The sequence below is a fragment of the Endobacter medicaginis genome (assembly GCF_014192375.1).
GTDB lineage: Bacteria > Pseudomonadota > Alphaproteobacteria > Acetobacterales > Acetobacteraceae > Endobacter > Endobacter medicaginis.
This window is the reverse complement of the sequence record NZ_JACHXV010000001.1, coordinates 339,812-365,135: the sequence shown is the minus strand read 5'-3', so window position 1 is coordinate 365,135 and position 25,324 is coordinate 339,812. Positions and strand designations below refer to the sequence as shown.

The following is a 25,324-nucleotide window of genomic DNA, read 5'->3' as shown; positions in this document are numbered from 1 at the left end:
CTCGCGGATGGACGACCCAGCACATGACCGATCACGGCGGCAAGGACGCTGACCGGACCCGGGCCGCGCGGCTGGCGCGCGAGCTGGAGGCGGCCATGACGCGCATCGCCGAGCTCGAGCAGCGCCCCCGGCCCGCCCAACCGGCCCTGTCGAGCCTGCCGATCGTCGCGGAAAGCCCGTTCCGGGTGATGATGGAGCAGATCGGCGAAGGTGCGCTCACTCTCCAGCGCAGCGGGCTGATCACCTACTGCAACAACCGCTTCGCCGAGATGCTCCAGGTCGAACGCGACCGCATCATCGGCCGCCATCTGCGCGATTTCCTGCGCACCGCCGATCATGCGCGCTTCGATGCGCTGCTCGAATCCGGCATCGAGACCACGATGCGCGACGAATTCGTGCTGAGCGCCGAGGGCGGCAGCTCGCTTCCGATCGCGCTCTCGCTCAGCCCGCTGCGGCGCTACGCCTCCGACCCGCTGATCTGTGCGGTCACCGCCGACCTCACCGACCAGAAGCAGCAGGACTACACGCTGCACGAGGCGATCGGCCGGCTGGAGGCGGAATCCCTCCAGCGCGCCATCGTCGAGGAGGCGCTGCGCCAGAGCCAGAAGATGGAGGCGATCGGCCAGCTCACCGGCGGGCTGGCGCATGATTTCAACAACCTGCTGACCGCGATCCTCGGCGCGCTCGAACAGATGCAGTCGCAGCTCGCGCAGGGACGCACCGACCGCCTGGCGCGTTATGTCGATGCCGCGCGCGAGGCCGCCGACCGCGCCGCCGCCCTCACCCACCGGCTGCTCGCCTTCGCCCGTCGACAGCCGCTCGACCCGGTCGAGGTGTCGCCGGCCCGGCTGATGGCGGGAATGGAAGAGCTGATCCGGCGCACGGTCGGACCGCGCATCGAGGTGTCGCTGGCCGGGGCAACGGACGGGCTGACGCTGTGCGACGGCAACCAGCTCGAGAACGCGCTGCTCAACCTCGCCATCAACGCCCGCGACGCGATGCCGCGGGGCGGGCATCTGCGCCTCGCCGTGCACGGTGTGACGCTGTCGCCCGAGCAGGCGGCCCTGCGCGATCTCACCGCCGGGCGCTATTTGAGCATCGAAGTGACCGATGACGGCGAGGGCATGACCCCGGAGGTTGCCGCCCGCGCCTTCGATCCGTTCTTCACCACCAAGCCGGTCGGCCAGGGCACCGGGCTGGGTCTGTCGACGATCTACGGCTTTGCCCGCCAGTCGGGCGGGCAGGCGGAGATCGCCTCCACGGTCGGCGAGGGCACCACCATCACGCTGCTGCTGCCGGAGGTCGTGTCTGCGCCCGCGCCCGTCGTGACGGCGCCGATGGCCAGCACGTCGCTCGGCGGCACCTGAGCCCGGGGCGCTATCCCAACAGCCGTCCGACGACGCGCGCGGTGTAGTCCACCACTGGAATCACGCGGCCGTAATTGATCCGGGTCGGGCCGATCACGCCGATGGCGCCGACGATGCGGCCGGAGTCGTTGCGCGCCGCCGCGACCACCGTGGCCATGCCGGGGATGCCGCCGCGAAAGCCACCCTCCTCGGCGGCCCGGTCCGCGACACGCTCCCCGGCCGGCGCGCCGACGCCGCTCTCGGCGCCGATGAAGATGCGCACCCCGTCGGAGGCATCGGCGAGTTCCAGGAGCTGGAGCATCGTCTCCTGCGTCTCCAGCCGGTCGAACAGCGCCTGGATCGCGCCGATCCGGTCGGCCTGGGTGAGGTCGGCGAGCAGCCGCGACTGGCCGCGCACGATCAGCGCGCCGCCGCGCTCGCCATCGCTCCAGGTGGCCAGCCCGCTCTGCACGATCCCGGCGGCGAGGCTGTCGAGGGCGGCGCGGTTGTCGGCCAGTTCCTCGGCGACGGCGCGGCGCAGTTCCGCCAGCGTGCGTCCCGTGGCGCGGGCGTTGAGATAGTTGCCGGCCTCGACCAGCGCCGAGGGCGGCAGGCCGGGCGGGACCTCGATGACCCGGTTCTCGACCTGCCCGTCGGCCCCGACCAGGATCACCAGCGCCCGCGTGGGCGCGAGCGAGACGAACTCGATGTGGCGGATCACCCCGTCGCTCTTCGGCGCCAGCACCACCCCGGCCGCCGCCGACAGGCCCGACAGCATCGCCGAGGCATCGGTCAGCACCTCGTTGAGAGAGCGGCCGCGGGCGGCGAGCCGCGCCCCGATCGCCTCGCGCTCGTCCTCCGACAGCGTGCCGAACTGCAGCAGCCCGTCGACGAACAGGCGCAGGCCGCGCTCGGTCGGCAGCCGGCCGGCGGAGACATGCGGTGCCGACAGCAGCCCGGCCTCGGTCAGCTCGGCCATCACCGCGCGGATCGAGGCGGGCGAGAGCGAGACCGGAAGCCGCGCCGCCAGCGTGCGACTGCCGACCGGGTCGCCGGTGGCCATGTACTGCTCGACGATCTCGCGCAGGATCAGCGCTGCGCGCGGGGCGAGCCGGCGGGTGTCGCTCACCGGGCCCTCACCCTGTCGCAATCCCGAGCCGGGCGATCGCCGCCGGCAGCACGCGCTCCAGCAGCCGGGCCCACGCCGCCTCGCCGGCCGCGTCCCCGATCAGATCCTGGCGGATCTCGATCTCGACCGAAGGCAGGCCGCGCGCCTCCGCATGCACCGGCACGGTGTAGTCGCTGTCGTCGCCAAGCCGGTAGGGCTCGTTGTCGCCGATCACCAGCCCCGGCTCGCGCTCGAACTCGGCACGCAGGGCGGCGGCGAATTCCGGGTTGCGGTTGTACAGCAGCCCGACATGCCAGGGGCGGGCAAACCCGTCCATCACCGGGGTGAAGCTGTGCAGCGCGAACACCACCGTGGGGACCGCGCGTGCCGCGCGGTCGTCGAGACAGGTGGCGATGTCGTCGTGATAGGGCGCCCAGATCTCGCGCTGCCGCGCCTCGGCCTCGATGTCCGACAGACCCGCATTGGCCGGGATCACGGTGCCGTCGCTGCGCTGCGCGATGAAGGTCGGGTGACCGGGGCGGCGGTTGCAGTCCACCACCAGCCGCGAATAGGCCTGCGCGATGGTCTGTGCGCCGAGGGCCGCGCCGAGCCGCTCGCCCAGTCCGGCGACGCCGATGTCCCAGGCGATGTGGCGGTCGAACTCGGCGGCCGGAATGCCGAGATCGCCCAGATGCTGCGGCACGCGGCGGCCGGCATGGTCGATGAGGACCAGCAGCGGCGAGCGCGCGCCGGCGCGGCGGTGGATCACCGGTGCGACGTCGGCGGGTCCAAGCAGCGTGACGGGCAGGGCCGGCAGGGGCTCGGCGGCTGTGGGTAACAAAATTGCGTCTCCTGACCGACTCGGCAAAGCTTGTTATGACCGGACACTGTCAGTCTATGATACGGTCATGCAGATGTCGTTGCCCACCGGTCACCTACCGCTGGCAGGACGAGCGGACGGTGGCGAGGGAGGGTGGCGATGCCGGTTCTGACGGTCAGACATGTCACGACCTACAAGTACCGCCGCCCGGTCGGGTTCGGCGAGCATCGTGGCATGTTCCGTCCGCGCGACAGCGAGGACCAGAAGGTGCTGGAATTCTCGCTCGTCATCAGCCCCACGCCGAGCCTGGTGCGTCACGTACAGGATCCGTTCGGCAACGTCATCACCCTGGCCAGCTTCAACCGCCGCGCCCGCGAACTGAGCTTCGTCAGCACGCTGAAGGTGCGCCACACGCCGCTGATGCCCGGCGAGGCCGACCTGCTGCCCTGGGCGCGCGCCTGGCCGTTCAGCTACGATCCCGACACCGCGGCCGACCTCCAGCGCTCGATCGAGCGGCAGTATCCCGACCAGGGCCACGCGGTGGAGGCGTGGGCACGCACCTATGTCGAGCGCTACCACAACCGCTCGATCCTCGCCCTGCTGAGCGGCATCAACGACGACATCCGGCGCGACTTCACCTACACCAGCCGCCACGAGGAAGGCATCCAGGAGCCGGCGCGCACGCTCGCCCTGCGCTCGGGCACCTGTCGCGACTTCGCGGTACTGATGATGGAGACCGCGCGCACCTTCGGCCTCGCCGCGCGGTTCGTGTCCGGCTACATCTACAGCCCCGGTGCCGACCGCACGCCCGCCGATCGCGCGCCGGCCAGGCCTCCCAGGCGCCTCGGCGGCGGCTCCACCCACGCCTGGATCGAGGTGTTCCTGCCGGGCGCGGGCTGGGTCGAGTTCGACCCCACCAACGGCATCGTCGGCACGCGGGACCTGATCCGCATCGCCTGCGTGCGCGACCCTCACCAGGCGGTGCCGCTGTCGGGAAGCTGGACCGGGTTTCCCGCCGACAGCGAAGGCATGGAGGTCAGCGTCGACGTCACTTCCGACGAGGCCACACACAGGGTGACCCGTTCCGACAGCGGCACCGCGCCGGCCATGGGCGCATCGTCCGCCGCCGTCACGGCCTCGGATCCGGGGCGCGAATTCCGGGTCGCCTGACGCAACCAGACCACGTGGGCAGAGTTTGTAACGACCACCGACCGACCGTATCGGCCGCTCCGGACAGCAGGACGGCAACACCGAAAAGGACTGACTGCATGCTGATCCGCGCCGGCTACGACATCTCCTTCAGTGTGCCGGCTCCCACGCCGCTGCTGCTGCTGCTGAGCATCCATCCGAGTCGCGATCCCGATCTGCGCTCGCCGCACCAGATGGTCTTCGACCCGCCACTGCCGCACAGCCATTACATGGACGGGTTCGGCAATATCTGCACCCGGGTCACCGCCCAGCCCGGCACCCTGCGCATCCGCAACGAGTTCACCATCGAGGACAGCGGGGAACCCGACATTCTCGCCCCCGAAGCCGAGCAGATCCCGGTCGAGGACCTGCCGGACGACGTGCTGGTCTACCTGCTGGGCTCGCGCTACTGTGAGACCGACCGGCTGTCCGACACCGCCTGGTCGCTGTTCGGCCACGTGCCGCCGGGCTGGGCGCGGGTGCAGGCGATCTGCGACTACGTCCACGATCGCATCACCTTCGGCTACGAGCATGCGCGTTCCACCCGCACCGCCTATGAGGGCTTCATGGAGCGCCGCGGCGTGTGCCGCGACTTCGCCCATCTCGCGGTCACGCTGTGCCGCTGCATGAACATCCCGGCGCGCTACTGCACCGGCTACCTTGGTGATATCGGCGTGCCGCCGGTCGAGGATCCGATGGATTTCTCCGCCTGGTTCGACGTCTATCTGGGCGGTCGCTGGTATACGTTCGATGCACGGCACAACAAGCGCCGCATCGGCCGCATCCTCATGGCCCGCGGCCGCGATGCGACCGATGTCGCACTGTCGACCAGCTTCGGCGGTGCGTGGCTGACCGGGTTCGAGGTCATTACCTACGAGCAGGAGGCCGGCAGCGTCGACACGCCGGTCCGCGCCGCGCGCGGCTGACCCGCGCCTCGACACCCGCGCCTAGCGACGACGCTTCGTCCGTCGGGTCGGGCCGGTTCGCGACTCCGCCATCTCCCGCACCGCCTCGACCAGCCGCCCGATCGGCGCCTCCCACGCATCAGGCCGCTCCTGGCGGAAGATCCGCATCTGCGGATACAGCGCCGTGGTCTCGCTGCCATGCCCCCAGCGCCAGCAATTGTCGAACCGGTCGAGCAGGAATACCGGCTTGCCCATCCCCCCGGCCAGATGGGCGACCGAGGTATCAACGCTGATCACCAGGTCGAGCCCGGCGATCAGTGCTGCCGTGTCGTCCATGCTCCGCGCCTCGTGCATCGCGTCATGGATGCGCATGCCCTCCGGCGGGTCGAAGAGCTGGTCGGCCGGCGGGCCGAGCTGGAGGCTGACCAGCGAGACCCCGCGCAGACCGCCCAGCGCGGAAAGCTGCGCGAGCGACACGCTGCGCCGGCGATCCACGGCGACCGCCCAGTGCAGATGCGCGCGTGATGCCCCCGCCCAGACCAGCCCGACCCGCAGCGTGCCGGGCGAGGGCAGGTGTTCGGACCAGCGTGCCACCGCCTCCGGCGCGGGCCGCAGGTAGGGCACGGGCGCCCCGTCGCGCCCGGAGGTCGCCGCCAGCGCGCGGGGCAGCGACATGAACGGGCAATGCCAGTCGTAGCGCAGGGTGACGCGATCGGCATCGACCGCCTCGGCCACGCCCTCGACCCGCGCGGCGAGGCTCAGCAATGCCGCCGGCACCGCCACCACCACCCGCGCGCCATGCGCCGCCAGCGGCGCGATGAAACGCAGGAACTGCAGCGTGTCGCCGAGCCCTTCCTCATGCGTGACCAGCACGGTGCGGCCGTCGAGCCGGGTCTCTTTCGACAGGCTCGGCAGCAGCGTCTCGCGCGGCAGCTCGGTATGCCCGGGCAGATGCAGCCGCCACTCGTATTCGGTCCAGCCCTGGGTCATGCGGCCGGCCTTGAGCAGGCAGATGGCATGATTGAGCCGCAGCTGTGCCGCCCCCGGCGACAGCGAGATCGCCCGCCGGTAGGCCTCCAGCGCCGGCTCGAACCGGCCGAGTGCCGCCTGCGTGCAGGCGATGTTGGAAAACGCGGCGAAGCTGTCGGGCCAGCGCCGTGCCGAGTCGGCAAACACCTCCAGCCCCTCCTCGAGCGCGCCGGAGGCGGTCAGCGAGATGCCGAGCTGGTTGGTGGTGATGGCGGTACCGCCATCGAGTGCGACAGATCTGCGCGCCGCGGCGACCGCCTCGTCATGACGGAAAGCCTGCGTGTAATAGAGGCTGAAGGCGTGCCACAGCCGCGGCTCGTCCGGCGTGCGCGCGGCGACTGCGCGATAGACGTGTTCCAGACGCGCGAGGGTATTGGGCTCCGTGACCAGCGGCGCGAGATCGCACAGCGGATGCAGCGCGTCGGGGCGCCGCTCGGCGACCTCGACCATCGCCGCCGCCGCCTCCTCCGCCCGTCCCTCCAGCCCGAGCGCGAGTGCGCTGAGCACCAGCGCGTCGAGATCGCCGGCCGCCACACGGGCGCGCAGCGCCTCGGCGATGCCCTCGCCGCGGCCGGTGCGCAATTGCGCGGCGGCGCGCTGGACCGCTTCGGCCTGCGACGGATCCGCGGCCAGCTCGCCGGCGGGGTCGCGCTGCAGCAGGGTAGCGCTCATCGGCGGCCGGTTTCAGCCTGCGGGGTCGGTCGCGCGTGCGATCATCTCGCGCAGGACCGGCCCGACGGACGACGGAAGATAGGGCTTGGTGAGCGCGCGGTCGCGCGGCCCGAGTCGCGACGGATCGATCGGCTCGCCGCTGGTGAACAGCACCGGCACCCCGCCCGCCTGCTGGCGGACGGCACGCGCGACGCCGAATCCGTCCATCCCGCCGGGCAGGTTGAGATCGGTCAGCACGATGTCGGGCGGTGACGCCTGCATCTGGGCGAGGGCCTCGGCGCCCGTGGCGGCCTCGATCACCTCGAAGCCGTCATCGGCGAGGATTTCCGCCAGGGTCATCCGGATCAGGAACTCGTCTTCGACCAGCAGCAGCCTGGGCATGTCCTCACTCATCCATCACAACCGCCCAAAGCCCTTCCGCGCGTGGGCGGCCGCACGGGGGAAACAAGTAAAATCAGACCTTCACGGCCCGTCGCTGAAACGGAAGACTTGAACCTCGCCGGCTCGCGGCGGTATCGCTGCCGTCGGTCCGCATCCAATATAGGGCGACGGAGCGCATTGCGCACCCCATGCGCCGCCCCACGCCCCGGAGGTCACCCGATCATGGTCGATCCGTTCGCCTGGCTCGCCGGCTGGATCCAGCAGGAATGGCTTGTGCCGGCCCTTTGGCGCCTCGGCTGGATGGACTGGGAGGACGTCTCGTTCATGTGGGCGCTGTTCGCCATCTACGGCGTGCTGCAGGTGGTGGTGAACCTCGCGATCTGCTGGCCGGCGGAGCGGTTCTGGCCCCTGCGGCGCACGCTCGACCGCGGTCATGTCGGCATGGACGTCGTCTACACGCTGATCGCGCGCATCGGCGTCTTTCCGCTGGTGACGTTCTTCGGTTTCTACAGCGCGCAGGTCTGGCTCAACGGCTGGATGACCGATCACGGCTACGTGCCACCCACGCTGGAGACGCTGTTTCCCTGGCTGATGGGCCAGCCGGTCGTGGCATTCCTTGTCTATGCGGTGGTGCTCGATTTCGCCGATTACTGGCGGCACCGCTTCTCGCACACCTTCGGCTGGTGGTACGGGCTGCACGCGCTTCACCATGCCCAGCGCGACATGACCTTCTGGTCCGACGACCGCAATCACGTGCTCGACGACGTGATTTCCTATGTCTGGTTCATTGCGGTCGGGCTGCTGATCGGCGTGCCGCCGATGCAGTTTCCGGTGCTGGTGCTGGTGCTGCGTCTGGTCGAGAGCCTGTCGCATGCCAACACGCGCCTGCATTTCGGCTGGCTGGGCGAGCGTCTGCTGGTGTCGCCGCGCTTTCATCGCACGCATCACGGATTGCGGGCGGCGGGGCGCAACAGCGTCAATTTCGGCGGTGTCCTGCCCTGGTGGGACATGCTGTTCCGCACCCACGACTTTGCCGACGACGTGGTGGAGACCGGCGATCCGAAGGCGGGTGCGCGCCTCGAGGGCGGCTCGTGGATCGCGCAACAGACCGAGGGGCTGCGACTGTCCTGGCGCCTCGCCACCCGCCGCCTGCGGGCGCGGGCCTGACCGCAGCCGCGGGGATGTTCCACCCAGGGCTCTCCACGGAACTCACATGACACCTGCGTGAACGTGGGAGCAGCCCATCATTTTGCGCTGGACTTACCGCACCGCAGCATGATTAAAGCGCAACTAGAAGTGGAACCCCTCCGGTGCACGGCTGGTTGGGTTCGCGGGTGACTGGCGCCACGCTGGGCAATCCGTTCTCCAAGCACGTGCAGAAACGCGGTCTGCGGAAAGGATATCCAGATGAGCGACTACGTATCGGTGATGGGTGCCTCTGGCACCGCGGTTAACGTCAGCATTCCGGGCAACCTTGCCGCCAACCTGCTCGCCTCCTCCGTGGCGACCTCGCTCGCCCAGGCGGGTATCGCTGCCTACACGCCGACCACGGCGGGTTCGCTCGCAGTCGGCTCGAGCGGCGTGATCGCCGTCTCGGTCAACAGCCCGGCCTCGATCACCGGCGGCTTCAACGGCAGCACCGTGTTCGCCGGCACCGGCGGCACGACCTTCCAGGCGGGTGCGGGCGGCGGTGCCTTCTTCGCCGGCGGCAGCTCGAACGTGTTCTACGGCTCGGCCGATACCGGCGCGTGGACGATCGCGACCGGTGACGGCAACGACACCATCCTCGCCGGCGCGGGCAACTCCACCATCTATGGCGGCGGCGGTGCCAACCTGATCGGTCTCGGCAAGGGTAGCGACACCGTGTTCGCCACCGGCTCGGGCGACACGATCAATGGCTCGACCGGCTCGGCGACCATCGCCAACTCCGGCACCGGCGCGCAGATCTTCGGCGGCACCGGCACGACGTCGCTGTTCGATGTCGGCTCGAACACCACCTTCGTCGGCGCCTCGGGAGCCTCGACCCAGGTCCAGGCCGGTGCGAATGGCGTCTACTGGCTGAGCGGCCCATCCACCGTGTTCGGCGGCCTCGGCAACGACACCATCTCGGCCGTCAATGCCAACGTCACCGTCTATGCCGGCGCGGGCAGCCAGTCTGTCCTCGAGACCGGCGCCAGCAAGGTCACCTTCATCGGCGGCGCCGGCATTGGCCAGATCGATGCGGGCTCCTCGGGCACGGCGGCGATCTTCGGCTCCAACGGCTCGAACATCAGCTTCAAGGGCACGGCTTCGGGCACGGCGATCGTTGCCGGTGCGGGCAGCGAGACCATCTCGGCGGCCAGCGCCTCGGCCGGCGTCACCTTCTACACCGGTTCGGGCAGCGCCAGCCTGGTTGGCGGCGCGGGCAGCGATGCCTTCGTGGCCGGCAAGGGCACCAGCACGCTGACCGGCGGCGCGGGATCCAACACCTTCATCTTCCAGTCGGGCGTGACCGGCAGCGGGGCGGCGGTGTCGATCACCGATTTCGGCTCGGCGGCGGGCAACCTGGTGGTGCTGAAGGGCTACGGGGCGAACGAGGTCGCGACCGCGCTCGCCACCCAGACCCACTCCAACGGCAGCACCACCATCACCCTGGCCGACAGCACGAAGATCACCTTCGTCGGTGTCAGCTCGCTCAGCAGCAGCAACTTCAGCGGTCAGTAAGACCGCTTCGGTCGATCCCGCCGCAAGGCGGGGTGGACACCGCAAAAAAGGGCCGGAGGGAAACCTGCGGCCCTTTTTTCATGCTCGCCCTCAGGCTCAGAAGCTCAGCAGCGGCTCCGCCTGCGGCCTCTCGCCGCCCTCCTCCAGCGCGCGCCGCAACACCGCCGGATACAGGCGGTGCTCCTGCTCCAGCACCCGCGCGGCGAGGCTGTGCGCGTCATCATCCGGGCGCACGGCAATCGCCGCCTGGCCGAGAATCGGGCCCTCGTCGACCCCCGCGGTCACCTCATGCACCGTGCAGCCGTGGATCTTCACCCCGGCGGCCAGCGCCCGCGCATGGGTATCGAGACCGGGAAAGCTGGGCAGCAGGCTGGGGTGAATATTGATCATCCGTCCCGCCCACCGATCGACCAGCAGCGGCGTCAGCCGGCGCATGTAGCCGGCCAGGCAAACAAAGCCGATCCGTGCCTCGTGCAGCCTGGCGTCGATCGCCGCCTCGTGGGCGGCGCGGTCGCGGCCGAACGGGCGATGGTCGATCACCTCCGCGGCGATGCCGTGGTCACGGGCCAGGACCAGCCCGCCGGCCTCCGGCACGTTGCTCAGCACCAAGGCGATCTCGGCCGGGTAATCCGCGACCGCCGCCGCCGCGATCAGCGCGCCGAGATTGCTGCCGCGGCCGCTCACCAGCACCGCGACGCGCCTGCGCGGTTTCATGAGAAGCTGACCGGCCGCGTGAAGCGCACGCCCGTTCCCGGCTCGATGCTGCCGATCCGCACCGGCTGCTCGCCCGCCTCCTCCAGCATCCGCATCGCCGCCTCCGGCTCGCCGGTGACGATCACCATGCCGATGCCGCAATTGAACACGCGCAACATCTCCTCGCTCGCCACCTGCCCTGCCTGCGCCAGCCAGGCGAACACCGGATCGGGGGTCCAGGCGCTGCCATCGATCGCGGCGCCGAAGCCCTCGGGCAGCACGCGCGGCAGATTGCCCGGCAGGCCGCCGCCGGTGATGTGCGCCGCCGCCTGCACCAGGCCGGCGCGATGCAGCGCCAGCACCGGCGTGACATAGAGCCGGGTCGGGGTCAGCAGTGCCGCCCCCAGGGTCTGCCCGGGCGCGAACGGCGCCGGCGCATCCCAGCCCAACCCGCTGGCGGAGACGATCCGCCTTACCAGGGAGAAACCGTTCGAATGCACGCCGCTGCCGCGCAGCCCGATCAGCGCATCGCCGGCGCGCACCGCCTTGGGCAGCAGCGCCGACCGCTCGGCGGCCCCCACCGAGAAGCCGGCGAGATCGTAATGCCCGGCCTCGTACAGCCCCGGCATCTCCGCGGTCTCGCCGCCGACCAGCGCGCAGCCCGAACGCTGGCAGCCCTCGGCGATACCCGCCACCACACGCGCCGCGTCGGCGACGTCGAGCCGGCCGGTGGCGAAGTAATCGAGAAAGAACAGCGGCTCCGCCCCCTGCACGATCAGATCGTTGACGCACATCGCCACCAGATCGATGCCGACCGTGTCATGCAGCCCGGTCTCGATCGCCGCCAGCAGCTTGGTGCCGACGCCGTCGGTGCACGACACCAGCACCGGATCGACAAATCCCGCGGCGCGCAGGTCGAACAGTGCCCCGAACCCGCCCAAGCCCCCCATGACGCCCGGTCGCGTGGTGGCCTTGGCATGCGGCTTGATCGCCTCGACCAGCGCATCTCCGGCTTCGATGTCGACACCCGCGTCGCGGTAGGTCGAGGGCGGACGGGGAGTCTGGGTCATCTGGCATGCTCGCGATCACGTTCTCGCGGCCATCTAATGCACAATGCGCGCCGATGAAACGCCCCGGCTTGCTTGAAACAACCATGACAATCGCCGCCAGGCGCTGGCGCAGGGCGGCTTGGCGATGGACGCTCGGCGGACAGTCAACCATGATCGAGACATGAGCCAGAAACAGAGCACCCCTCCCGCCCGCCGGTCCGGCACGGCTGCGAGCCGCCGTGCCGCGGCGCTGAAGCAGTCCGGGGGCCCGTCGGCGCGACGCGCGGGGCGGGGGGCGATCGCGGTCGCACCGCCCGAGCCGCCGACGCCGCAGACACCGACGAGGTTCATCAACCGCGAACTGTCCTGGCTCGACTTCAACCTGCGTGTGATCGAGGAATCGGAAAACAGCACCAACCCGCTGCTGGAGCGGCTGCGCTTCCTGTCGATCAGCGCGGGCAATCTGGACGAATTCTATTCCGTCCGCGTCGCCGGCCTCGCCGACCAGCTCCGCGAGGGCCGCACCGACCTGTCCTCTGACGGGCTCACCCCCTCGGCCCAGCTCGCCGCCGTGCAGGGACGCGCACGCGAGCTGCTGATGCGGCAGCAGCGCAACTGGACCGCATTGTGCTCCGAGATGGAGGCCGCCGGGGTGGTCGTCTGCACGCCCGGCGACCTCACCGCCACAGACCGCGCCTGGCTGGAGGCGCAGTTCATGGAGCGGGTGTTTCCGGTGCTGACCCCGCTGGCGATCGATCCGGCGCACCCGTTTCCGTTCGTGCCCAACATGGGGCTGGTTCTCGCCCTGCGTCTGACCCGCGAGGAAGACAACCAGCCGCTGCGCGCACTGATCCTGCTGCCCGTGCAGATCGAGCGCTTCCTGCGCCTGCCAGCCATGCCCGACCGCGCCGAAGCCGCCACCACCACCCGGTTCATCGCGCTGGAGGACGTGGTGGTGATGTTTCTCGACCGGCTGTTTCCCCGCTTCACCGTCGGCGGGCGCGGCATGTTCCGGCTGATCCGCGACACCGATGTCGAGTTCGAGGAGGAGGCCGAGGATCTGGTCCGCTCGTACGAGACCGCGCTCAAGCGCCGCCGGCGCGGGGTGGTGATCCATCTCGACGTCGACCGCGCGCTGCCCGACGACCTGCTCGAGCTGGTGATCGACGAGCTCGACGTGCCGTCGGACGCGCTGGTCGTGCATGACGGGCTGCTCGGCGTGGTGGATGTGAAGCAGCTCATCGTCGACGGGCGCCCCGATCTGGTCTTCACCCCCTATACGCCGCGCTTCCCCGAGCGCATCCGCGATTTCGGCGGCGACTGCTTCGCCGCGATCCGGGCCAAGGACATCATCGTCCACCACCCGTTCGAGAGCTTCGACGTGGTGATCCAGTTCCTCCGCCAGGCCGCACTGGATCCGGCGGTGGTGGCGATCAAGCAGACGCTGTACCGCACCAGCCGCGACAGCCCGATCGTCAAGGCGCTGATCGAGGCGGCCGAGACCGGCAAGTCGGTCACCGCGATGGTCGAGCTGCGCGCACGCTTCGACGAGGAAGCCAATATCCGCCTCGCTCGCACGCTGGAGGCCGCCGGCGTGCAGGTCGTGTTCGGCTTTGCACAGCTCAAGACGCACGCCAAGCTGTCGCTGGTGGTGCGCCGCGAGGGCGGCGCGTTGCGCTCCTATGCGCATTTCGGCACCGGCAACTATCATCCGATCACCGCGCGCATCTACACCGATCTGAGTTTCTTCACCTGCGACCCCGCGCTGACCCGCGATTCGGCGCGGCTGTTCAACTACATGACCGGCTATGCGCGCCCGGCCGAGATGGAGGCGCTGGCCTTCAGCCCGCTGACCATCCGCCCGACCTTGATCCAGCTGATCGAGGCCGAAATCGCCCATGCGAAGGCCGGGCGGCCGGCGACGATCTGGCTGAAGATGAACTCGCTGGTCGATTCCAAGCTGATCGACAAGCTCTACGAGGCCTCCAATGCCGGGGTCAGCATCCTCGCCATCATCCGCGGCATCTGCTGCCTGCGGCCCGGGGTTGCGGGCCTGTCGGAGAACATCCGCATCAAGTCGATCGTCGGCCGCTTCCTCGAACATGCGCGGGTGTTCGCCTTCGGCAACGGCCACCGCCTGCCCGGCCGCGAGGCGCTGGTGTTCATCTCCAGCGCCGACTGGATGGCACGCAACATGGACTGGCGGGTGGAGAGCATGGTACCGATCCGCAACCCGACCGTTCATCGACAGGTGCTCGAACAGATCATGGCCAACGATCTCCGCGACACGCTGCAATCCTGGACGCTGGGTGCGGACGGCGCCTGGACGCGGCTGCCGCCGGGTGCGAAGCCCTTCTCCGCGCATCGCTATTTCATGACCAACCCGTCGCTCTCGGGCCGCGGCAGCGCGCTGCACGGCCCGGCCGTCCCGCTCGCCAAGCCACAGCGGCGCCAGGACCGGGTCAAAGAGGACTGAGCCCCACATCGTGCAGGCCGCCACCCAGCCCTATCGCGTCAACCGCACCGGCGCGCCCCGCGCCGCGGTGGTCGATCTCGGCTCCAATTCGGTCCGCCTCGTCGTCTACGAGACGCATGGCGGGCTGCCGGTCACCATCTTCAACGAGAAGGCGGTGCTGCGCCTCGGCCGCGGCCTGCACAGCACCGGCCGGCTCAACGAGGAGGGCGTGGCCCAGGCGATGGGGGTAATGGCGCGCTTCAACGCCGTGGCGCGCGGACTGGAGGCGCAGCCCTTCGAGGTGCTGGCCACGGCGGCGGTGCGCGACGCCACCAACGGCCCCGATTTCGTCGCCGCCCTGCAGGCGCGCATGCCCGAGGTGCCGATCCGCATCCTGTCGGGCGACGAGGAAGCCGCCTACGGCTCGGCCGGGCTGCTGAGCGGCCTGCCGGAAGCGGACGGGGTGATGGCCGATATCGGCGGCGGCTCGTTGGAGCTGGTGCGGCTGGTCGACGGCGTACGTCACGAGGCGGTATCGCTGCCGCTCGGCGTGATCCGGCTCGCCGACCGCGCCGGGGGCGATGTCGCACAGGCCAGGCTGATCGCCCAGGCCGAGCTGGAGGCGGTCGACTGGCTCGATGGCGTGTCCGGGCGCGACCTCTATCTGGTCGGCGGCGCCTTCCGCGCGCTCGCGCGCATCCAGATCGCGCGCACCGGCTACCCGCTCAACATCATCCACCACTACACCATCACCCGCGAGGACGCGCGCGAGCTGTGCGGCACCATCGCGGGCTCGCCGCGCAAGGCGCTCGAACGCATTCCCGGCGCCCCACGCCGGCGTCTCGACGACCTGCCCTTCGCCGCCACCGTGCTGCGCCGCCTGCTGCGCCGCGCCGCGCCGCGCCGTGTGGTGTTCTGCGCCAACGGGCTGCGCGAGGGCTGGTTCGCGCATCGGGTGATGGGCGGCATCAGTCGCGACACCCACCCGATGCTGGCCGTCGCACGCGACATGGCCACGACCTACGGCCGCAATCCCGCCCTGCCCCCGGCGCTGATCGACTGGACCGCGCAGCTCTATGCGCATGAGAGCGCGGCCGGCGCGCTCAAGCGCGAATCCGCCTGCTGGCTGTCGGATATCGGCTCGCACGACCATCCCGAATACCGCGCCGAACAGACCTTCCTGCGCGTGCTGCACCAGCCCGGCGCCGCGCTCGACCACCCGACCCGCGCCTGGCTCGCTTTCGTGCTGGCCACCCGCCACGAGGCCGAGCCCGACCAGCCGTTCCTGTATCCTGCCCGCCGCCTGCTCGACCCGGTGCGGCTGCGCCAGGCGGAGACGCTGGGGCTGACGCTGCGGCTGGCCTATTCGCTGTGTGCCGGCACGCCCGAACTGCTCGCCGGCACCTCGCTGCAGCGTCGCGGCGACCGGCTGATCCTCACCCTCGCCCAGGGCAAGGACGTGTTCGTCTCCGACTCCGTCGCCCGCCGGCTCGACCGGCTGGCCGAGGCGATGGGGGTCACGGCCGAGATCGTCAACCTCACGGCCACCGCCGCATGAGGCTCCCCCGGACGGCGACACTGCTGATCGCCCTGCTCGCGAGCTGCACCGCCCCGGCCATCGCCCCGGCCGCCCGCGCCGACGGCACCGTCCTGTGGCGGCTGGTCTCGAAGGCCTGCGTGCCGAACCAGCTCGCCCATCACGATCCCGCTCCCTGCGTGCTGGTGCATCTCGACGACGGCATCGAGCGGGGCTGGGCGGTGCTCAAGGACATCCGCGGCATCAGCCAGTTCCTGCTGATCCCGACCGCCAAACTGACAGGCATCGAGAGCCCCGAACTGCTCGCGCCGGACGGCCCGAACTATTTCGCCGCCGCCTGGAGCCAGCACGACCGGGTCGGCGCAGCACTCGGTCACACCCTGCGCCGGCAGGACATCGCGCTCGCCATCAACTCGCGGCTGGCCCGCTCGCAGGAACAGCTCCACATCCATATCGACTGCATCCGTCCCGATGTGCGCGACCTGATCGCACAGCATCAGGGCGAGCTCACCTCGTCATGGCAGCCCTTCCCGGTCCCGCTGGTGCATCACCGCTACTTCGCCATGCGCCTGAAGGGCGACACGCTGAGCCAGGACCCGTTCCGCCTGGTCGCTGCAAGGCTGCACGATCCCGCCGCCGAGATGCCGCGGCAGACCCTGGTGCTGGCCGGCGCAGACTTCCCCGACGGGCCGGGCTTCGTGCTGCTCGACGGCGAGGTCCGCCTGCTGCACGGCGATCTCGGCGGCGGCGAGGACCTTCAGGACCACAGCTGCCGGCTCGCCCGCTGAGCCGGCAGCCTACCGGGCGAACGGCCTGAGCAGCCGGTCGAGATAGTCGAGTTCGGCCGGCGGGCGCTGACGGTCGGAATCGCGCCGACGCAGCTCCTCCTCGAGCGCACGCGAACGTGCTCCGGCATCAGCGCCGGGCAGCACCGGGCTGGTGGCGTCGTCATCGCCATGGCGGCCGCTGCCCTGGTTCAGCGGACGGCCGAGCGCATCGCGGTCCTGACCGTCCGCGCTGCCCTGCCCGCCATCCGAACCGTCGCCACCGTCACCCTGATCGCCTCCGCCGCCCTGACCGTCGGGGCCGAAGCCGGGAATGATGCCGCCGCTGCCGGATTCGGCCCGGGAACTGTTCTCCGACATGGTCTGGCGCATCTGCTGGCCGCCATCACCCAGATCCTTGAGCGCCTCGGTCTGCGCGGCGGAAGCGGCGGCATCGTCACCCTGCCGCAGGGCGGCGCGCGCGCGCTGCATCGCCTCGCCGGCATCGGTCAGCTTCTGTGGCAGCTTGCCCTGAAAGGCCTTGAACTCCTGGGCCAGCTCGTCGGTGGCGCGTTGCAGCGTGTGCTGCGCCTGCGCCTCGTCGCGACGCGCGACGTCCGGCGCGGCAGGGGAGGAACCAGGGGCCGACGGCGGACCGGCGGACGTATCGCCAGCCGTATCACTGAGCACATCGCCAGGCATCCCGCCAGGCGCATCGCCAGGCATCTCGCCGGGCGCATCGCGCCACGCGGCGGTCGGATTGCCGGTCGGATCGGGATGCGGGTCGCGCTTCTGCGACGCGTCCAGCAGCGCCGTCTGGCGGCCGATGATGTCCTTGAGCCCGGCCATCTGCTCGCGCGCCTCGGCAGCGGCCTGCGCCTGCTGGGCGGCGGCGGCGGCGTCGCGCGGGGTGGCGGCGCGCATCCGGTCGAGCATGGACTGCATCTGCTTGAGCTCGCGCATCGCCTGGTCGGTGCGGCCCTCGGCGGCATCGCGCTGCATCTGCTGCATCATCTTCTGCAGATCGAGCCCGCCGCCGCCCATCGCCGGATCCATCGGGATCGCGTTTCCCTGCCGCCGCGCCTGATCGGCCAGCGCCTGCATGCGGCGACGGATCGCCTGGTTCAGCGTCTCGACGCGACGCCTGAGCTCGCCCTGCTCGCGGTCGTTCTGCCCCTGCGGGCCGAGTTCGCGCATCCGCCGCATCTGCTCGCGCACCGAATCCTGCGCCGCACGCAGTTCCATGCTGGCGGCGCGTGCGGCGCGATCGTTGCCGAGCGCATCCTCCACCGACAGCGCCAGCTGCCACAGCCGCCCCTGCGCCTCAGCCAGCATCGCCGCCGCCTCGCTGCGATGATCGGGCGCCATCGTGCCGCCCACCAGGGCCGCAGCGGTGACCAGTTCGAGATAGAGATCGGTCTGCGTCTGCAACGCCCCCGGCGCCTCGCCCAGGGTGAGCAGATCGGCGGCGATCGCCCGCGCGCGCTCGGGGTGCAGCGCCAGCCGCCGGCGCTGCGCCTGGATCGCCCGGGCGAGCGGGTTGCGGAACGCATGCGCCGGCAACCTGACCCGCGCGACGGGGCTCTCGCCCACCTCCCCCGAGCCGTCGGCGGCGCGCAACACCACACTGGCCGCGCTGCCGGCGAGCGGATCGGCGGCGAGATCGGGAGTGGCGACGCCCTTTGCATCGCGCGGCCGGCCGGGCAGCGGGATCGGCACCACGATCGGCATCCGCGCCCCCTCGGGAGTAATGCGCGCCTCCAGCGAGGCGACGCCATAGGGGTGAGACACATGCCAGGGCAGGCGCAGCAGCGGCTGATCGCGGGTCGACCGGTCCGATCCGTCATCCTCCTTGCCGGATGTCATGGCGGGGGTGGGCGGCTCGGTCCAGCCGACCTGCGGCGCGCTGCGCGGCACCACCTCGATGTGCCAGCGCGGCAGGTCATACCCTCCCGCGCTCAGCCGCAGCACCGTCGAGCTCTCCAGCCGGCGGGTCATCGTCCAGGACTGCGGCCCGAGCCGTCGGTCGCGCCCGTCGCCGCCCAGCGATGGCGGGCGGGAGGCACCGGTAACGGTGGCGGTCAGCACCGCGCCCTGCGGCACCCGGATCGTGGTCTGGCCGACACCGCCCGAGGCGTCGGTGGCGAGGAACACCGGCGCGACGCCGCTGTACTCCGGGCTGGTGATCCAGGCCTGCACATGCGGCGGCGGCCCTTCGCGGTTCTGATAGCCCGGCCAGAGCCCCGACACGATCCGCCCCGGTGCGCGCGACCCCGCCACCACCGCTCCGGCCAGCAGCGCGATCGCCAGCAGCAGCGACAGCCGCCATGGATCATGCCGGGCGAGGCCGAGCCGCGGCCAGCCGGCGCGGGTCTGCGACAGCGCGGCCGCGACGCGCCCCTGATGCGCGCGCCACAGCGCCTCGGCACCCGGACCGGACACGACCGGACGGTCAGCCAGTGTGGCGAGCGGCTGATGGCGCAAGCCCGAGGCCTGCTCGATGCGCGCATCGAGCAGGCGGGCGGCAAGCGGGGCGGGTGGCACCGGCAGGCGACGCAGGGCGCGGCGGCACAGCCACACCATCACCAGCCCCACCGCCCCCAGCAGCAGCGCATGCAGCCAGTCGGGGAGCGCCTGTGGCCAGCCGAACAGGCTGGCGGCAAGATACAGGCCGAAGACGAACAGCGACGGCAGCAACGCCGGCCACAGCCGCTCGATGCGGGCCACGCGCGCGGCACGGCGGCGCGACAGCGCCAGCCGGTCGGCCGCGATCAGGCCGAGCGCGTCGCTCAAGCGCGCACCAGCCAGCCCGGCACGCTTTCACCGGCCCAGAGTGCCTCGACCGGCTGGCGCGGCCGGATCACGCTCCACCTTCCGCCACCGATCATCACCTGGGCGGCGAACGGACGGGCGTTGTAGGTCGAGCTCATCACCGCGCCATAGGCGCCGGTATCGAGGATCGCCACCAGCTCGCCGGCGCGCATCTCCGGCATCCGCCGGTCGGCCGCGAGGATGTCGCCGGTCTCGCAGACCGGGCCGACCAGATGCATCACCCGCCCGGCTCGACGCTGCGGCGCAACCGGCACCACCGCATGGAAAGCGTCGTACAGTGCCGGACGTGCGAGGTCGTTCATCGCCGCATCCAGCACCACGAACGGCGTTGGTGCCGCCTTGGTCTGGATCACGCGCGACAGCAGCAGCCCCGCCGGTGCGGCGAGCCAGCGCCCCGGCTCGATCGACAGCGCGAGATCGAGCCCGCCGAGCGTGGTCGCGATCGCGCCCGCCCAGGCGGCCGGCACACCCGCCAGCGAGGCATCGTCCCCATAGGCGATGCCGAGCCCGCCGCCACAGTCGACCCGGCGCACCGCATGGCCGGCGGCGCGGATGTCGCCGACGAGGGCGGCGACGCGACGATAGGCGTCGCGGAACGGCGCCGGCACGCCGATCTGGCTGCCGATATGCACCGCCAGACCATCCATGCGCAGCCCGGGCAGGCGCGTGCCCTGCGCATAAAGCGCCGCCGCATCGTCGTGTGCCACGCCGAACTTGGTCTCGGCATGGCCGGTGGCGATCTTGGCGTGGGTGCCCGATTCGACGTCCGGATTGACCCGCAGCGAGACCGGGGCGGTGAGGCCGAGGGTGGTGGCGCGCGCCGACAGCCGGTGCAGTTCCTCCGCGCTCTCGACATTGATCTGGCCGATGCCGGCGCGCAGGGCCGCGTCGAGCTCGGCATCGGTCTTGCCGACGCCGGAAAACACGATCCCGGCCGAGTCGATGCCCGCATGCAGGGCGCGGGCGAGTTCGCCGCCGCTGACCACGTCCATCCCGACCCCGGCCCCGCGCATCAGGGCCAGCACGGCGAGATGGTCGTTGCTCTTCATCGCGAAATGGATCGCCACCGGCACGCCCACCTGCCCCATGGCAGCCTGGAGCGTACGCACCCGCCGCAGCAGCGTGTCGGCGCCGGTCACCCAGCACGGTGTACCAACGCCCTGCGCGATCGCGGCCAGGCTCACGCCGTCGAACAGCAGCCCGTCCTGCACGTCCATGCGCAGCCAGGGGCGCGCGGCCAGCAGCACATCGGTGCCGGCCGAGGCCGCGCACGGGTCGAGGGTGGGGAGATCCATGCGGGCATGGTAGAGCATCCACGCGCCCGACCCAACGCCTGTCGCAACCCGAGCCCGCCGGAGCCTGCCGATGCCGCCATCCGCCGATCTGTCCGCCGCGATCGCGGCCGCCATCGACGCGCGGGGCAGCGCCTACGCCCCCTATTCCGGCTTCCAGGTCGGCGCGTCGGTGATCGACGAGCACGGCCGCGTCCATTCGGGCTGCAACGTCGAGAACGCCGCCTACCCGGAGGGCACCTGCGCGGAGGCCGGCGCCATCGCGGCGATGATCCGCGCCGGCGGCCGCCGCATCGTCGCCGCGGTGGTCGCCGGCCCGGATGCCACCCCCTGCACCCCCTGCGGCGGCTGCCGGCAGAAGCTGCGCGAGTTCGGCCAGGCGGACCTGCCGGTCGTCATCGTCGGCATCGCCGGCGACCGGTTGCTGACGCGCAGCCTCGCGGAACTGCTGCCGGATTCGTTCGGCCCCGGGCATCTGGGCTGATCCGGCGGCAGCAGCCGACACCCCGCCCCCCGTTTTTTGCCCGCCGCCGGGCGATCTGGTAAGCGGGCCGACCGGGATGGCAGGGAAGCGGCAGGACATGGTGCAACAGCGGGCGGGCACGGGCGTGCTGATGGAGCTGCGACCGTGCTTCGACGGGTTCGCCGGCATCCCGCAGGAGACCCGGCTGCTGTTCCAGACCTTCGCGCGCATGGACGGCGTGCGCATCGGCGGGCTGCTCAACGGCGCCGGCTCGGTGGGTCGAATCCGCGGCGGCGGCGACGGCCGCCCCGACACCGCGCTGATGCGCCAGGCGCAGGAGCTGATCTCGCTCGATACGGGCGAGAAGCGTCAGCACCTGCGCGGACGTCTGGCGCGCCGGTTGCTGCGTCCGTTCATCTACGACCGCGCCGAGGCGCTCCGCCACTGGGGCGCCGTGGAGGATCTCTCCTCGACCCTCGATCCGGAGATGTTCGGCGACTGGCTGTGGATGCGGCTGTTCCGGCTCGGCCTGCCGGCCAGCGACCGCCACCTCATCCAGCGCGGCACCTTCCCGGTCCCGCGCCTGTCCTGGGGCGACGCGGCCCGTCTCGCGACCTTCAACCCGCGCGGCCGCACGGTGCTCGACATGGCGTCCGGCGGCGGCTGGGACATCCATCTCGCCCACACCCCCAGCCCCTACCGGCTGCGCGGCGGCCGGATGATCGTGCGCTATCACGACGCGATCCCGCTGCTGTGGCCACACACCATCAGCCACGCGCTCAACCACGCCCGCAGCCACTACAACATGCTCAAGGGCAACATCGCCGACGGCGCCTATTTCGTCTGCACCTCCGAGCCGGTGCGTGCCGACCTGCTGAAACTGTTTCCCGAGCTCGAGACCCGCTCGACCACCATCCCGACCATGTCGTCGGCGACCTTCCGCCCCGATCCGCGGCCACGCCGAGAGCTGCTGTCGATCATCGCCCGCGGCCGCCGCGCCGCGAGCGACATGCTGCGGCGCCGCGACGACGCGCCTTCCGGCAAGTCCGACGGCGGCGGCAGGGCCGAGACCGCCGAGATCGCCGACGAGCCCTATGTCCTCGCGGTCTCGACCCTGGAGCCGCGCAAGAACTACGCCATGCTGATGCGCGCGGCGGTCGCCGCCCGCCGCGCCGGAGCGAAGTTCCGGCTGGTGCTGCTGGCCAATCCGGGCTGGCGCAGCGAGGGCGACGTCAAGCTGCTCAAGCAGCTCATCGCCGAGGGCGCGGCCTATCACCTTGCCGACATCCCGATGAACGACCTGCGCGCGCTCTATACCGGCGCCCATGCAGTGATCTGCCCTAGCCGCGCCGAGGGGTTCGACCTCGCCACCGTCGAGGCGATGTCCTGCGCCGCACCGCTGCTGGCCTCCGACATCCCCGTCCATCGCTGGGTCTGCGGCGATGCGGCGGAGTATTTCGATCCCTATGACGAGGAAGCGCTGACCGCGCTGTTCATGCGCGTCACCGCCCTGCCGCGCGACACCGGCCGCCTCGCCGAGCTGGCCGAGGCCGGACTCCGGCAGAGCGCGCTCTACCGCCAGGCCCAGCTCGAGCCGCGCTGGGCCGAAACCATCGAACGCGTCGCCCGCTCGTGACGCAACAGGACCTGCCCGTGCCCGACAGCCACGCCCATGTCGCCCATGTCGCCCATGACGCGGCCGACATCCGCGGCGCCGCGCGCTCCCTGCTGCGCGCCATCGGCCTGACCTTCGGTCCACACTGGCAGGCGATCCGGCTGTGGCTGGATCGCGCCGGCCTCGCCATCGGCGGGGCGCTGCTGACGCTGTGCTACCTGCATCACTATGCCCGCTCCCCGGTCCGCCCCTCCGGGCTGGTCGCCGGCCAGGGCTGGTGGGACTGGTATGACCAGTCCAAGACGCTCGAGGCCGTGCTCGCCCTGCGCGCCGGCGACCTGAGTGCGGCGCATCAATGGTATCCGCCGCTCTATGCGATCTGCGGCGCGCTCGGCGCCGCGGTTTCCGGGCATCATCCGTTTCTGCTGGTCAATCTCGCCGGCCTGCTGGCGAGCTTCCTGCTCAGCGTGGCGATCCTCGACGCACTCGGCCTGTCGCGGCTGACGGCGATCATCCTGTTCGTCGCCGTCACCGTTCTGGACAGCAGCATACTCGATGCCTGGGTGGTGCCGTGGAACACGGTGCTGTCGATCCCGCTCGAACTGCTCGGCCTGCTGTCGGCGCTGCGCATGCTCCAGGGCGACCGCCAGCGCCGCTGGCCCTTCGCGCTCGGGCTGGCCATCGGCCTGCTGCCGGCGCTGCGCCCGAGTGACGTGCTCGGCCTCGCCCCGGCCGCGATCGCGGTCATCGCCCATCTGACGGTGCCGGTGGTCCGCCGCCGCCCGGGCGCGAGCGGCGCGCTGGTCGGGGATACGGGCCTTGGCCTGACCGGTCTCGTCCTCGGCGCCGCGGTGACGGTCGGACTGCACCTGGCGATCTGGGGCCGCCATGCCGGCGGCTATGTCGAGATGAGCCGCGAACTCGGGTTCGACTGGCGGCTGATCGGCCTGCACTGGGTGACGCTGGTCGTCGATCCGCGCCCCGTCTTCGGCGGTGCAACGGCGCTGATCGAGGTGTGGTGGTGGCTGGTGCCTGGCCTGGCCGGCATCGTCTGGGCGGTGCTCGCCGCCCGCGCCGCCTCTACCCTGCAACGACGCACGCTGGCGGTGGTGCTGGGCGGCATCGTGCTGCACTGGATGCTCTATCTGGCCTATCGCGACCTGCATCCGCGCGGGCTGTGGCGCTTCCACAACTACCATTATTTCGTCTGGACGCTGCCCTTCATCGCCGCCTTCGCCTGGGCCTGGGTGAAGGCCGGCATCGCCTGGAGCGTCGAGACGCTGCGCCGGCGGCCGCATGTCCACCCCGTCTGGACCGTGCTGGCGGGCGGCGTGGTCGCGCTGCTGGCGATCTGCTGGCGCACACAGCTCACCCCCGTCACGTCGGGTCCGCTCGCCGCCCCGGTGGTGGTCGACGCCGCCGCCCGCACCGTCAGCCTGCCAGCCGGACTGCCGGGCCTGCGCGACGCCCTGCTGCTGCCGATGCAGGGCAGCGAGGACAACATCTACTTCGACGCCGCCCTCAGCCTCGACGCCGGCGGCCGCCAGTATCACGATTTCTTCGCCCTGCGCGCCTTCCCGGTGCCGGGCGGGGCGATGATCCTGCCGCTGCGGCCGCTGCCGGCCGGTCCGGCGACGCTGTCGCTCGGCCCGAAGATCAGCCTGCCGGCCGATGGCCACGCCGTCATCGCCCATCTGTCCACCGAGCCCGGCCTGCCCTGCTGGCTGCCGCACCGGCTGCTGCCCGCGGCCTGCCACGACGATGCGCCGCTGCCGGGTTTCCCGCTGCCGCCGCACCAGCTCGATTTCGACGGCCGCAGCGAGCCGAACTATCTCATCGCCGGCGGCTGGAGCGACCCGGCCAACGGACGCTGGACGGTGGGCTACCACTCCGAGCTCCGCTTCAAGGTCCCGTCCGACGTGCTCGCGCAGCAGCCCGGCGTGATCGTCGAGGTCGAGGCCGCCGGCTTCATCCCGCGCGGCGCGCCGATGATCGAGGCCGTGGTCAGCGCCAACGGAACGAAGGTGGCGGAATGGCATGTCGGCTCGACCGCTCCGGTCGCACTGCGCGCCGCGGTGCCGCGCGCCGCCATCGCCGCGGACGGCACCGTTCGTCTCGACATCTCGGTGCTCAATGCCCGCCGCCCCAGCGAGTACGACCGCCACTCCGACGACCGTCGCCTGCTCGGCCTGCGCCTGCTGGCGCTGCGTCTGTTGCCCTGGTCGCAAGGCGCCGAATAGCCCGGAGCCGAAACCGTGCGTCAGACAGCCGTCCCAGGCCCACGCGCCGTCTCCTGCCCGCACGGCGGAATGGGTCTGGAATGGTCAGATGACGTGAGGCTCTCGAGCATCGGAGTGGAGCGGCCTGGATGGCCGCGAGCACCGAAGCGCAGAAAACGCGCGTCAGATGGCCGTTCCAGGCGCACGCGCCGTCTCCTGCCCGCACGGCGGAATGGGTCTGGAATGGTCAGAT

19 protein-coding genes are annotated in these 25,324 nt (G+C 71.1%); 11 read left to right on the top strand and 8 right to left on the bottom strand.

The window, feature by feature from the left end:
• The first annotated feature begins 23 nt into the window (after positions 1-23).
• A complete protein-coding gene (locus tag FHR90_RS01640) occupies positions 24-1,367 on the top strand; it encodes an ATP-binding protein (RefSeq protein ID WP_176626028.1) in 1,344 nt (447 codons plus the stop codon).
• Positions 1,368-1,377: 10 nt separating this feature from the next.
• Here the strand turns inward: FHR90_RS01640 and hrcA are convergent, their stop codons facing one another.
• On the bottom strand, positions 1,378-2,475 hold the full coding sequence (hrcA, locus tag FHR90_RS01635) for a heat-inducible transcriptional repressor HrcA (protein ID WP_266152599.1): 1,098 nt from the start codon (positions 2,473-2,475) through the stop codon (positions 1,378-1,380).
• 7 nt (positions 2,476-2,482) lie between these two features.
• On the bottom strand, positions 2,483-3,295 hold the full coding sequence (locus FHR90_RS01630) for an N-formylglutamate amidohydrolase (RefSeq protein WP_246329948.1): 813 nt from the start codon (positions 3,293-3,295) through the stop codon (positions 2,483-2,485).
• Between the two features lie 138 nt (positions 3,296-3,433).
• Here FHR90_RS01630 and FHR90_RS01625 point away from each other — a divergent pair, with 138 nt between their 5' ends.
• Both FHR90_RS01625 and FHR90_RS01620 read left to right on the top strand, forming a co-directional pair.
• Positions 3,434-4,444 carry a transglutaminase family protein gene (locus FHR90_RS01625; protein ID WP_176625718.1) on the top strand — a complete coding sequence of 337 codons (1,011 nt, stop codon included), beginning with the start codon at positions 3,434-3,436 and terminating at the stop codon, positions 4,442-4,444.
• 98 nt (positions 4,445-4,542) lie between these two features.
• Positions 4,543-5,388 carry a transglutaminase-like domain-containing protein gene (locus FHR90_RS01620; RefSeq protein ID WP_176625720.1) on the top strand — a complete coding sequence of 282 codons (846 nt, stop codon included), beginning with the start codon at positions 4,543-4,545 and terminating at the stop codon, positions 5,386-5,388.
• 21 nt (positions 5,389-5,409) lie between these two features.
• On the opposite strand, the gene FHR90_RS01615 is transcribed toward FHR90_RS01620, so the two are convergent.
• Both FHR90_RS01615 and FHR90_RS01610 read right to left on the bottom strand, forming a co-directional pair.
• Positions 5,410-7,068, bottom strand: a complete 1,659-nt coding sequence (locus FHR90_RS01615; RefSeq protein WP_183274636.1) for a tetratricopeptide repeat protein — start codon at positions 7,066-7,068, stop codon at positions 5,410-5,412.
• A 12-nt stretch (positions 7,069-7,080) separates the two neighbouring features.
• A complete protein-coding gene (locus tag FHR90_RS01610) occupies positions 7,081-7,461 on the bottom strand; it encodes a response regulator transcription factor (RefSeq protein ID WP_176624769.1) in 381 nt (126 codons plus the stop codon).
• Positions 7,462-7,671: 210 nt separating this feature from the next.
• Between FHR90_RS01610 and FHR90_RS01605 the strand changes: the two genes are divergently transcribed.
• Both FHR90_RS01605 and FHR90_RS01600 read left to right on the top strand, forming a co-directional pair.
• The gene (locus tag FHR90_RS01605) at positions 7,672-8,616 is read left to right on the top strand and encodes a sterol desaturase family protein (protein WP_176624767.1); all 945 of its coding nucleotides are present in this window, start codon (positions 7,672-7,674) and stop codon (positions 8,614-8,616) included.
• 240 nt (positions 8,617-8,856) lie between these two features.
• On the top strand, positions 8,857-10,152 hold the full coding sequence (locus FHR90_RS01600; RefSeq protein WP_176624765.1) for a beta strand repeat-containing protein: 1,296 nt from the start codon (positions 8,857-8,859) through the stop codon (positions 10,150-10,152).
• Between the two features lie 96 nt (positions 10,153-10,248).
• Here FHR90_RS01600 and purN read toward each other — a convergent pair whose 3' ends face one another.
• Together purN and purM are read right to left on the bottom strand one after the other, a co-directional pair.
• Complete coding sequence (gene purN / locus FHR90_RS01595; protein ID WP_176624763.1) at positions 10,249-10,866, bottom strand: phosphoribosylglycinamide formyltransferase; 618 nt, start codon at positions 10,864-10,866, stop codon at positions 10,249-10,251.
• Entirely contained in the window at positions 10,863-11,915 is a 1,053-nt protein-coding gene (gene purM, locus FHR90_RS01590; protein ID WP_183274635.1) for a phosphoribosylformylglycinamidine cyclo-ligase, read from the bottom strand. The genes purN and purM overlap by 4 nt, the downstream gene beginning before the upstream one ends.
• A 160-nt stretch (positions 11,916-12,075) precedes the next feature.
• Between purM and FHR90_RS01585 the strand changes: the two genes are divergently transcribed.
• Genes FHR90_RS01585 through FHR90_RS01575 form a run of 3 tightly spaced genes read left to right on the top strand, consistent with a single transcriptional unit; the run spans position 12,076 to position 16,674 of the window.
• Complete coding sequence (locus FHR90_RS01585; protein ID WP_183274634.1) at positions 12,076-14,370, top strand: RNA degradosome polyphosphate kinase; 2,295 nt, start codon at positions 12,076-12,078, stop codon at positions 14,368-14,370.
• Between the two features lie 10 nt (positions 14,371-14,380).
• Positions 14,381-15,907, top strand: coding sequence for a Ppx/GppA phosphatase family protein (locus FHR90_RS01580; RefSeq protein WP_266152602.1), 1,527 nt, complete (start codon positions 14,381-14,383; stop codon positions 15,905-15,907).
• On the top strand, positions 15,904-16,674 hold the full coding sequence (locus tag FHR90_RS01575; protein WP_176625967.1) for a CDP-diacylglycerol diphosphatase: 771 nt from the start codon (positions 15,904-15,906) through the stop codon (positions 16,672-16,674). The genes FHR90_RS01580 and FHR90_RS01575 overlap by 4 nt, the downstream gene beginning before the upstream one ends.
• A gap of 9 nt (positions 16,675-16,683) precedes the next feature.
• Here FHR90_RS01575 and FHR90_RS01570 read toward each other — a convergent pair whose 3' ends face one another.
• Entirely contained in the window at positions 16,684-19,443 is a 2,760-nt protein-coding gene (locus tag FHR90_RS01570; protein WP_183274633.1) for a DUF4175 domain-containing protein, read from the bottom strand.
• Positions 19,440-20,777 (bottom strand): diaminopimelate decarboxylase, encoded by a 1,338-nt coding sequence (gene lysA, locus FHR90_RS01565; protein ID WP_246329979.1) that lies wholly within the window; start codon positions 20,775-20,777, stop codon positions 19,440-19,442. The genes FHR90_RS01570 and lysA overlap by 4 nt, the downstream gene beginning before the upstream one ends.
• Positions 20,778-20,847: 70 nt before the next feature.
• Between lysA and FHR90_RS01560 the strand changes: the two genes are divergently transcribed.
• The 3 genes from FHR90_RS01560 (at position 20,848) to FHR90_RS01550 (ending at position 25,092) form a co-directional block, all read left to right on the top strand.
• A complete protein-coding gene (locus FHR90_RS01560; RefSeq protein ID WP_183274632.1) occupies positions 20,848-21,258 on the top strand; it encodes a cytidine deaminase in 411 nt (136 codons plus the stop codon).
• 97 nt (positions 21,259-21,355) lie between these two features.
• Positions 21,356-22,873: a glycosyltransferase family 4 protein gene (locus FHR90_RS01555; protein WP_183274631.1), complete on the top strand. Its 1,518-nt coding sequence runs from the start codon at positions 21,356-21,358 to the stop codon at positions 22,871-22,873.
• 17 nt (positions 22,874-22,890) lie between these two features.
• Positions 22,891-25,092, top strand: a complete 2,202-nt coding sequence (locus FHR90_RS01550) for a hypothetical protein (RefSeq protein WP_183274630.1) — start codon at positions 22,891-22,893, stop codon at positions 25,090-25,092.
• Positions 25,093-25,324: the final 232 nt, after the last annotated feature.

Excerpts from the sequence above, each read along its gene's own strand:
- FHR90_RS01640 (WP_176626028.1), top strand. The coding sequence starts at position 24 with ATGACCGATCACGGCGGCAAGGACGCTGACCGGACCCGGGCCGCGCGG.
- FHR90_RS01625 (WP_176625718.1), top strand. The coding sequence starts at position 3,434 with ATGCCGGTTCTGACGGTCAGACATGTCACGACCTACAAGTACCGCCGC.
- FHR90_RS01620 (WP_176625720.1), top strand. The coding sequence starts at position 4,543 with ATGCTGATCCGCGCCGGCTACGACATCTCCTTCAGTGTGCCGGCTCCC.
- FHR90_RS01615 (WP_183274636.1), bottom strand. The coding sequence starts at position 7,068 with ATGAGCGCTACCCTGCTGCAGCGCGACCCCGCCGGCGAGCTGGCCGCG.
- FHR90_RS01610 (WP_176624769.1), bottom strand. The coding sequence starts at position 7,461 with ATGAGTGAGGACATGCCCAGGCTGCTGCTGGTCGAAGACGAGTTCCTG.
- FHR90_RS01605 (WP_176624767.1), top strand. The coding sequence starts at position 7,672 with ATGGTCGATCCGTTCGCCTGGCTCGCCGGCTGGATCCAGCAGGAATGG.
- FHR90_RS01600 (WP_176624765.1), top strand. The coding sequence starts at position 8,857 with ATGAGCGACTACGTATCGGTGATGGGTGCCTCTGGCACCGCGGTTAAC.
- purN (WP_176624763.1), bottom strand. The coding sequence starts at position 10,866 with ATGAAACCGCGCAGGCGCGTCGCGGTGCTGGTGAGCGGCCGCGGCAGC.
- purM (WP_183274635.1), bottom strand. The coding sequence starts at position 11,915 with ATGACCCAGACTCCCCGTCCGCCCTCGACCTACCGCGACGCGGGTGTC.
- FHR90_RS01585 (WP_183274634.1), top strand. The coding sequence starts at position 12,076 with ATGAGCCAGAAACAGAGCACCCCTCCCGCCCGCCGGTCCGGCACGGCT.
- FHR90_RS01575 (WP_176625967.1), top strand. The coding sequence starts at position 15,904 with ATGAGGCTCCCCCGGACGGCGACACTGCTGATCGCCCTGCTCGCGAGC.
- lysA (WP_246329979.1), bottom strand. The coding sequence starts at position 20,777 with ATGGATCTCCCCACCCTCGACCCGTGCGCGGCCTCGGCCGGCACCGAT.
- FHR90_RS01560 (WP_183274632.1), top strand. The coding sequence starts at position 20,848 with ATGCCGCCATCCGCCGATCTGTCCGCCGCGATCGCGGCCGCCATCGAC.
- FHR90_RS01555 (WP_183274631.1), top strand. The coding sequence starts at position 21,356 with ATGGTGCAACAGCGGGCGGGCACGGGCGTGCTGATGGAGCTGCGACCG.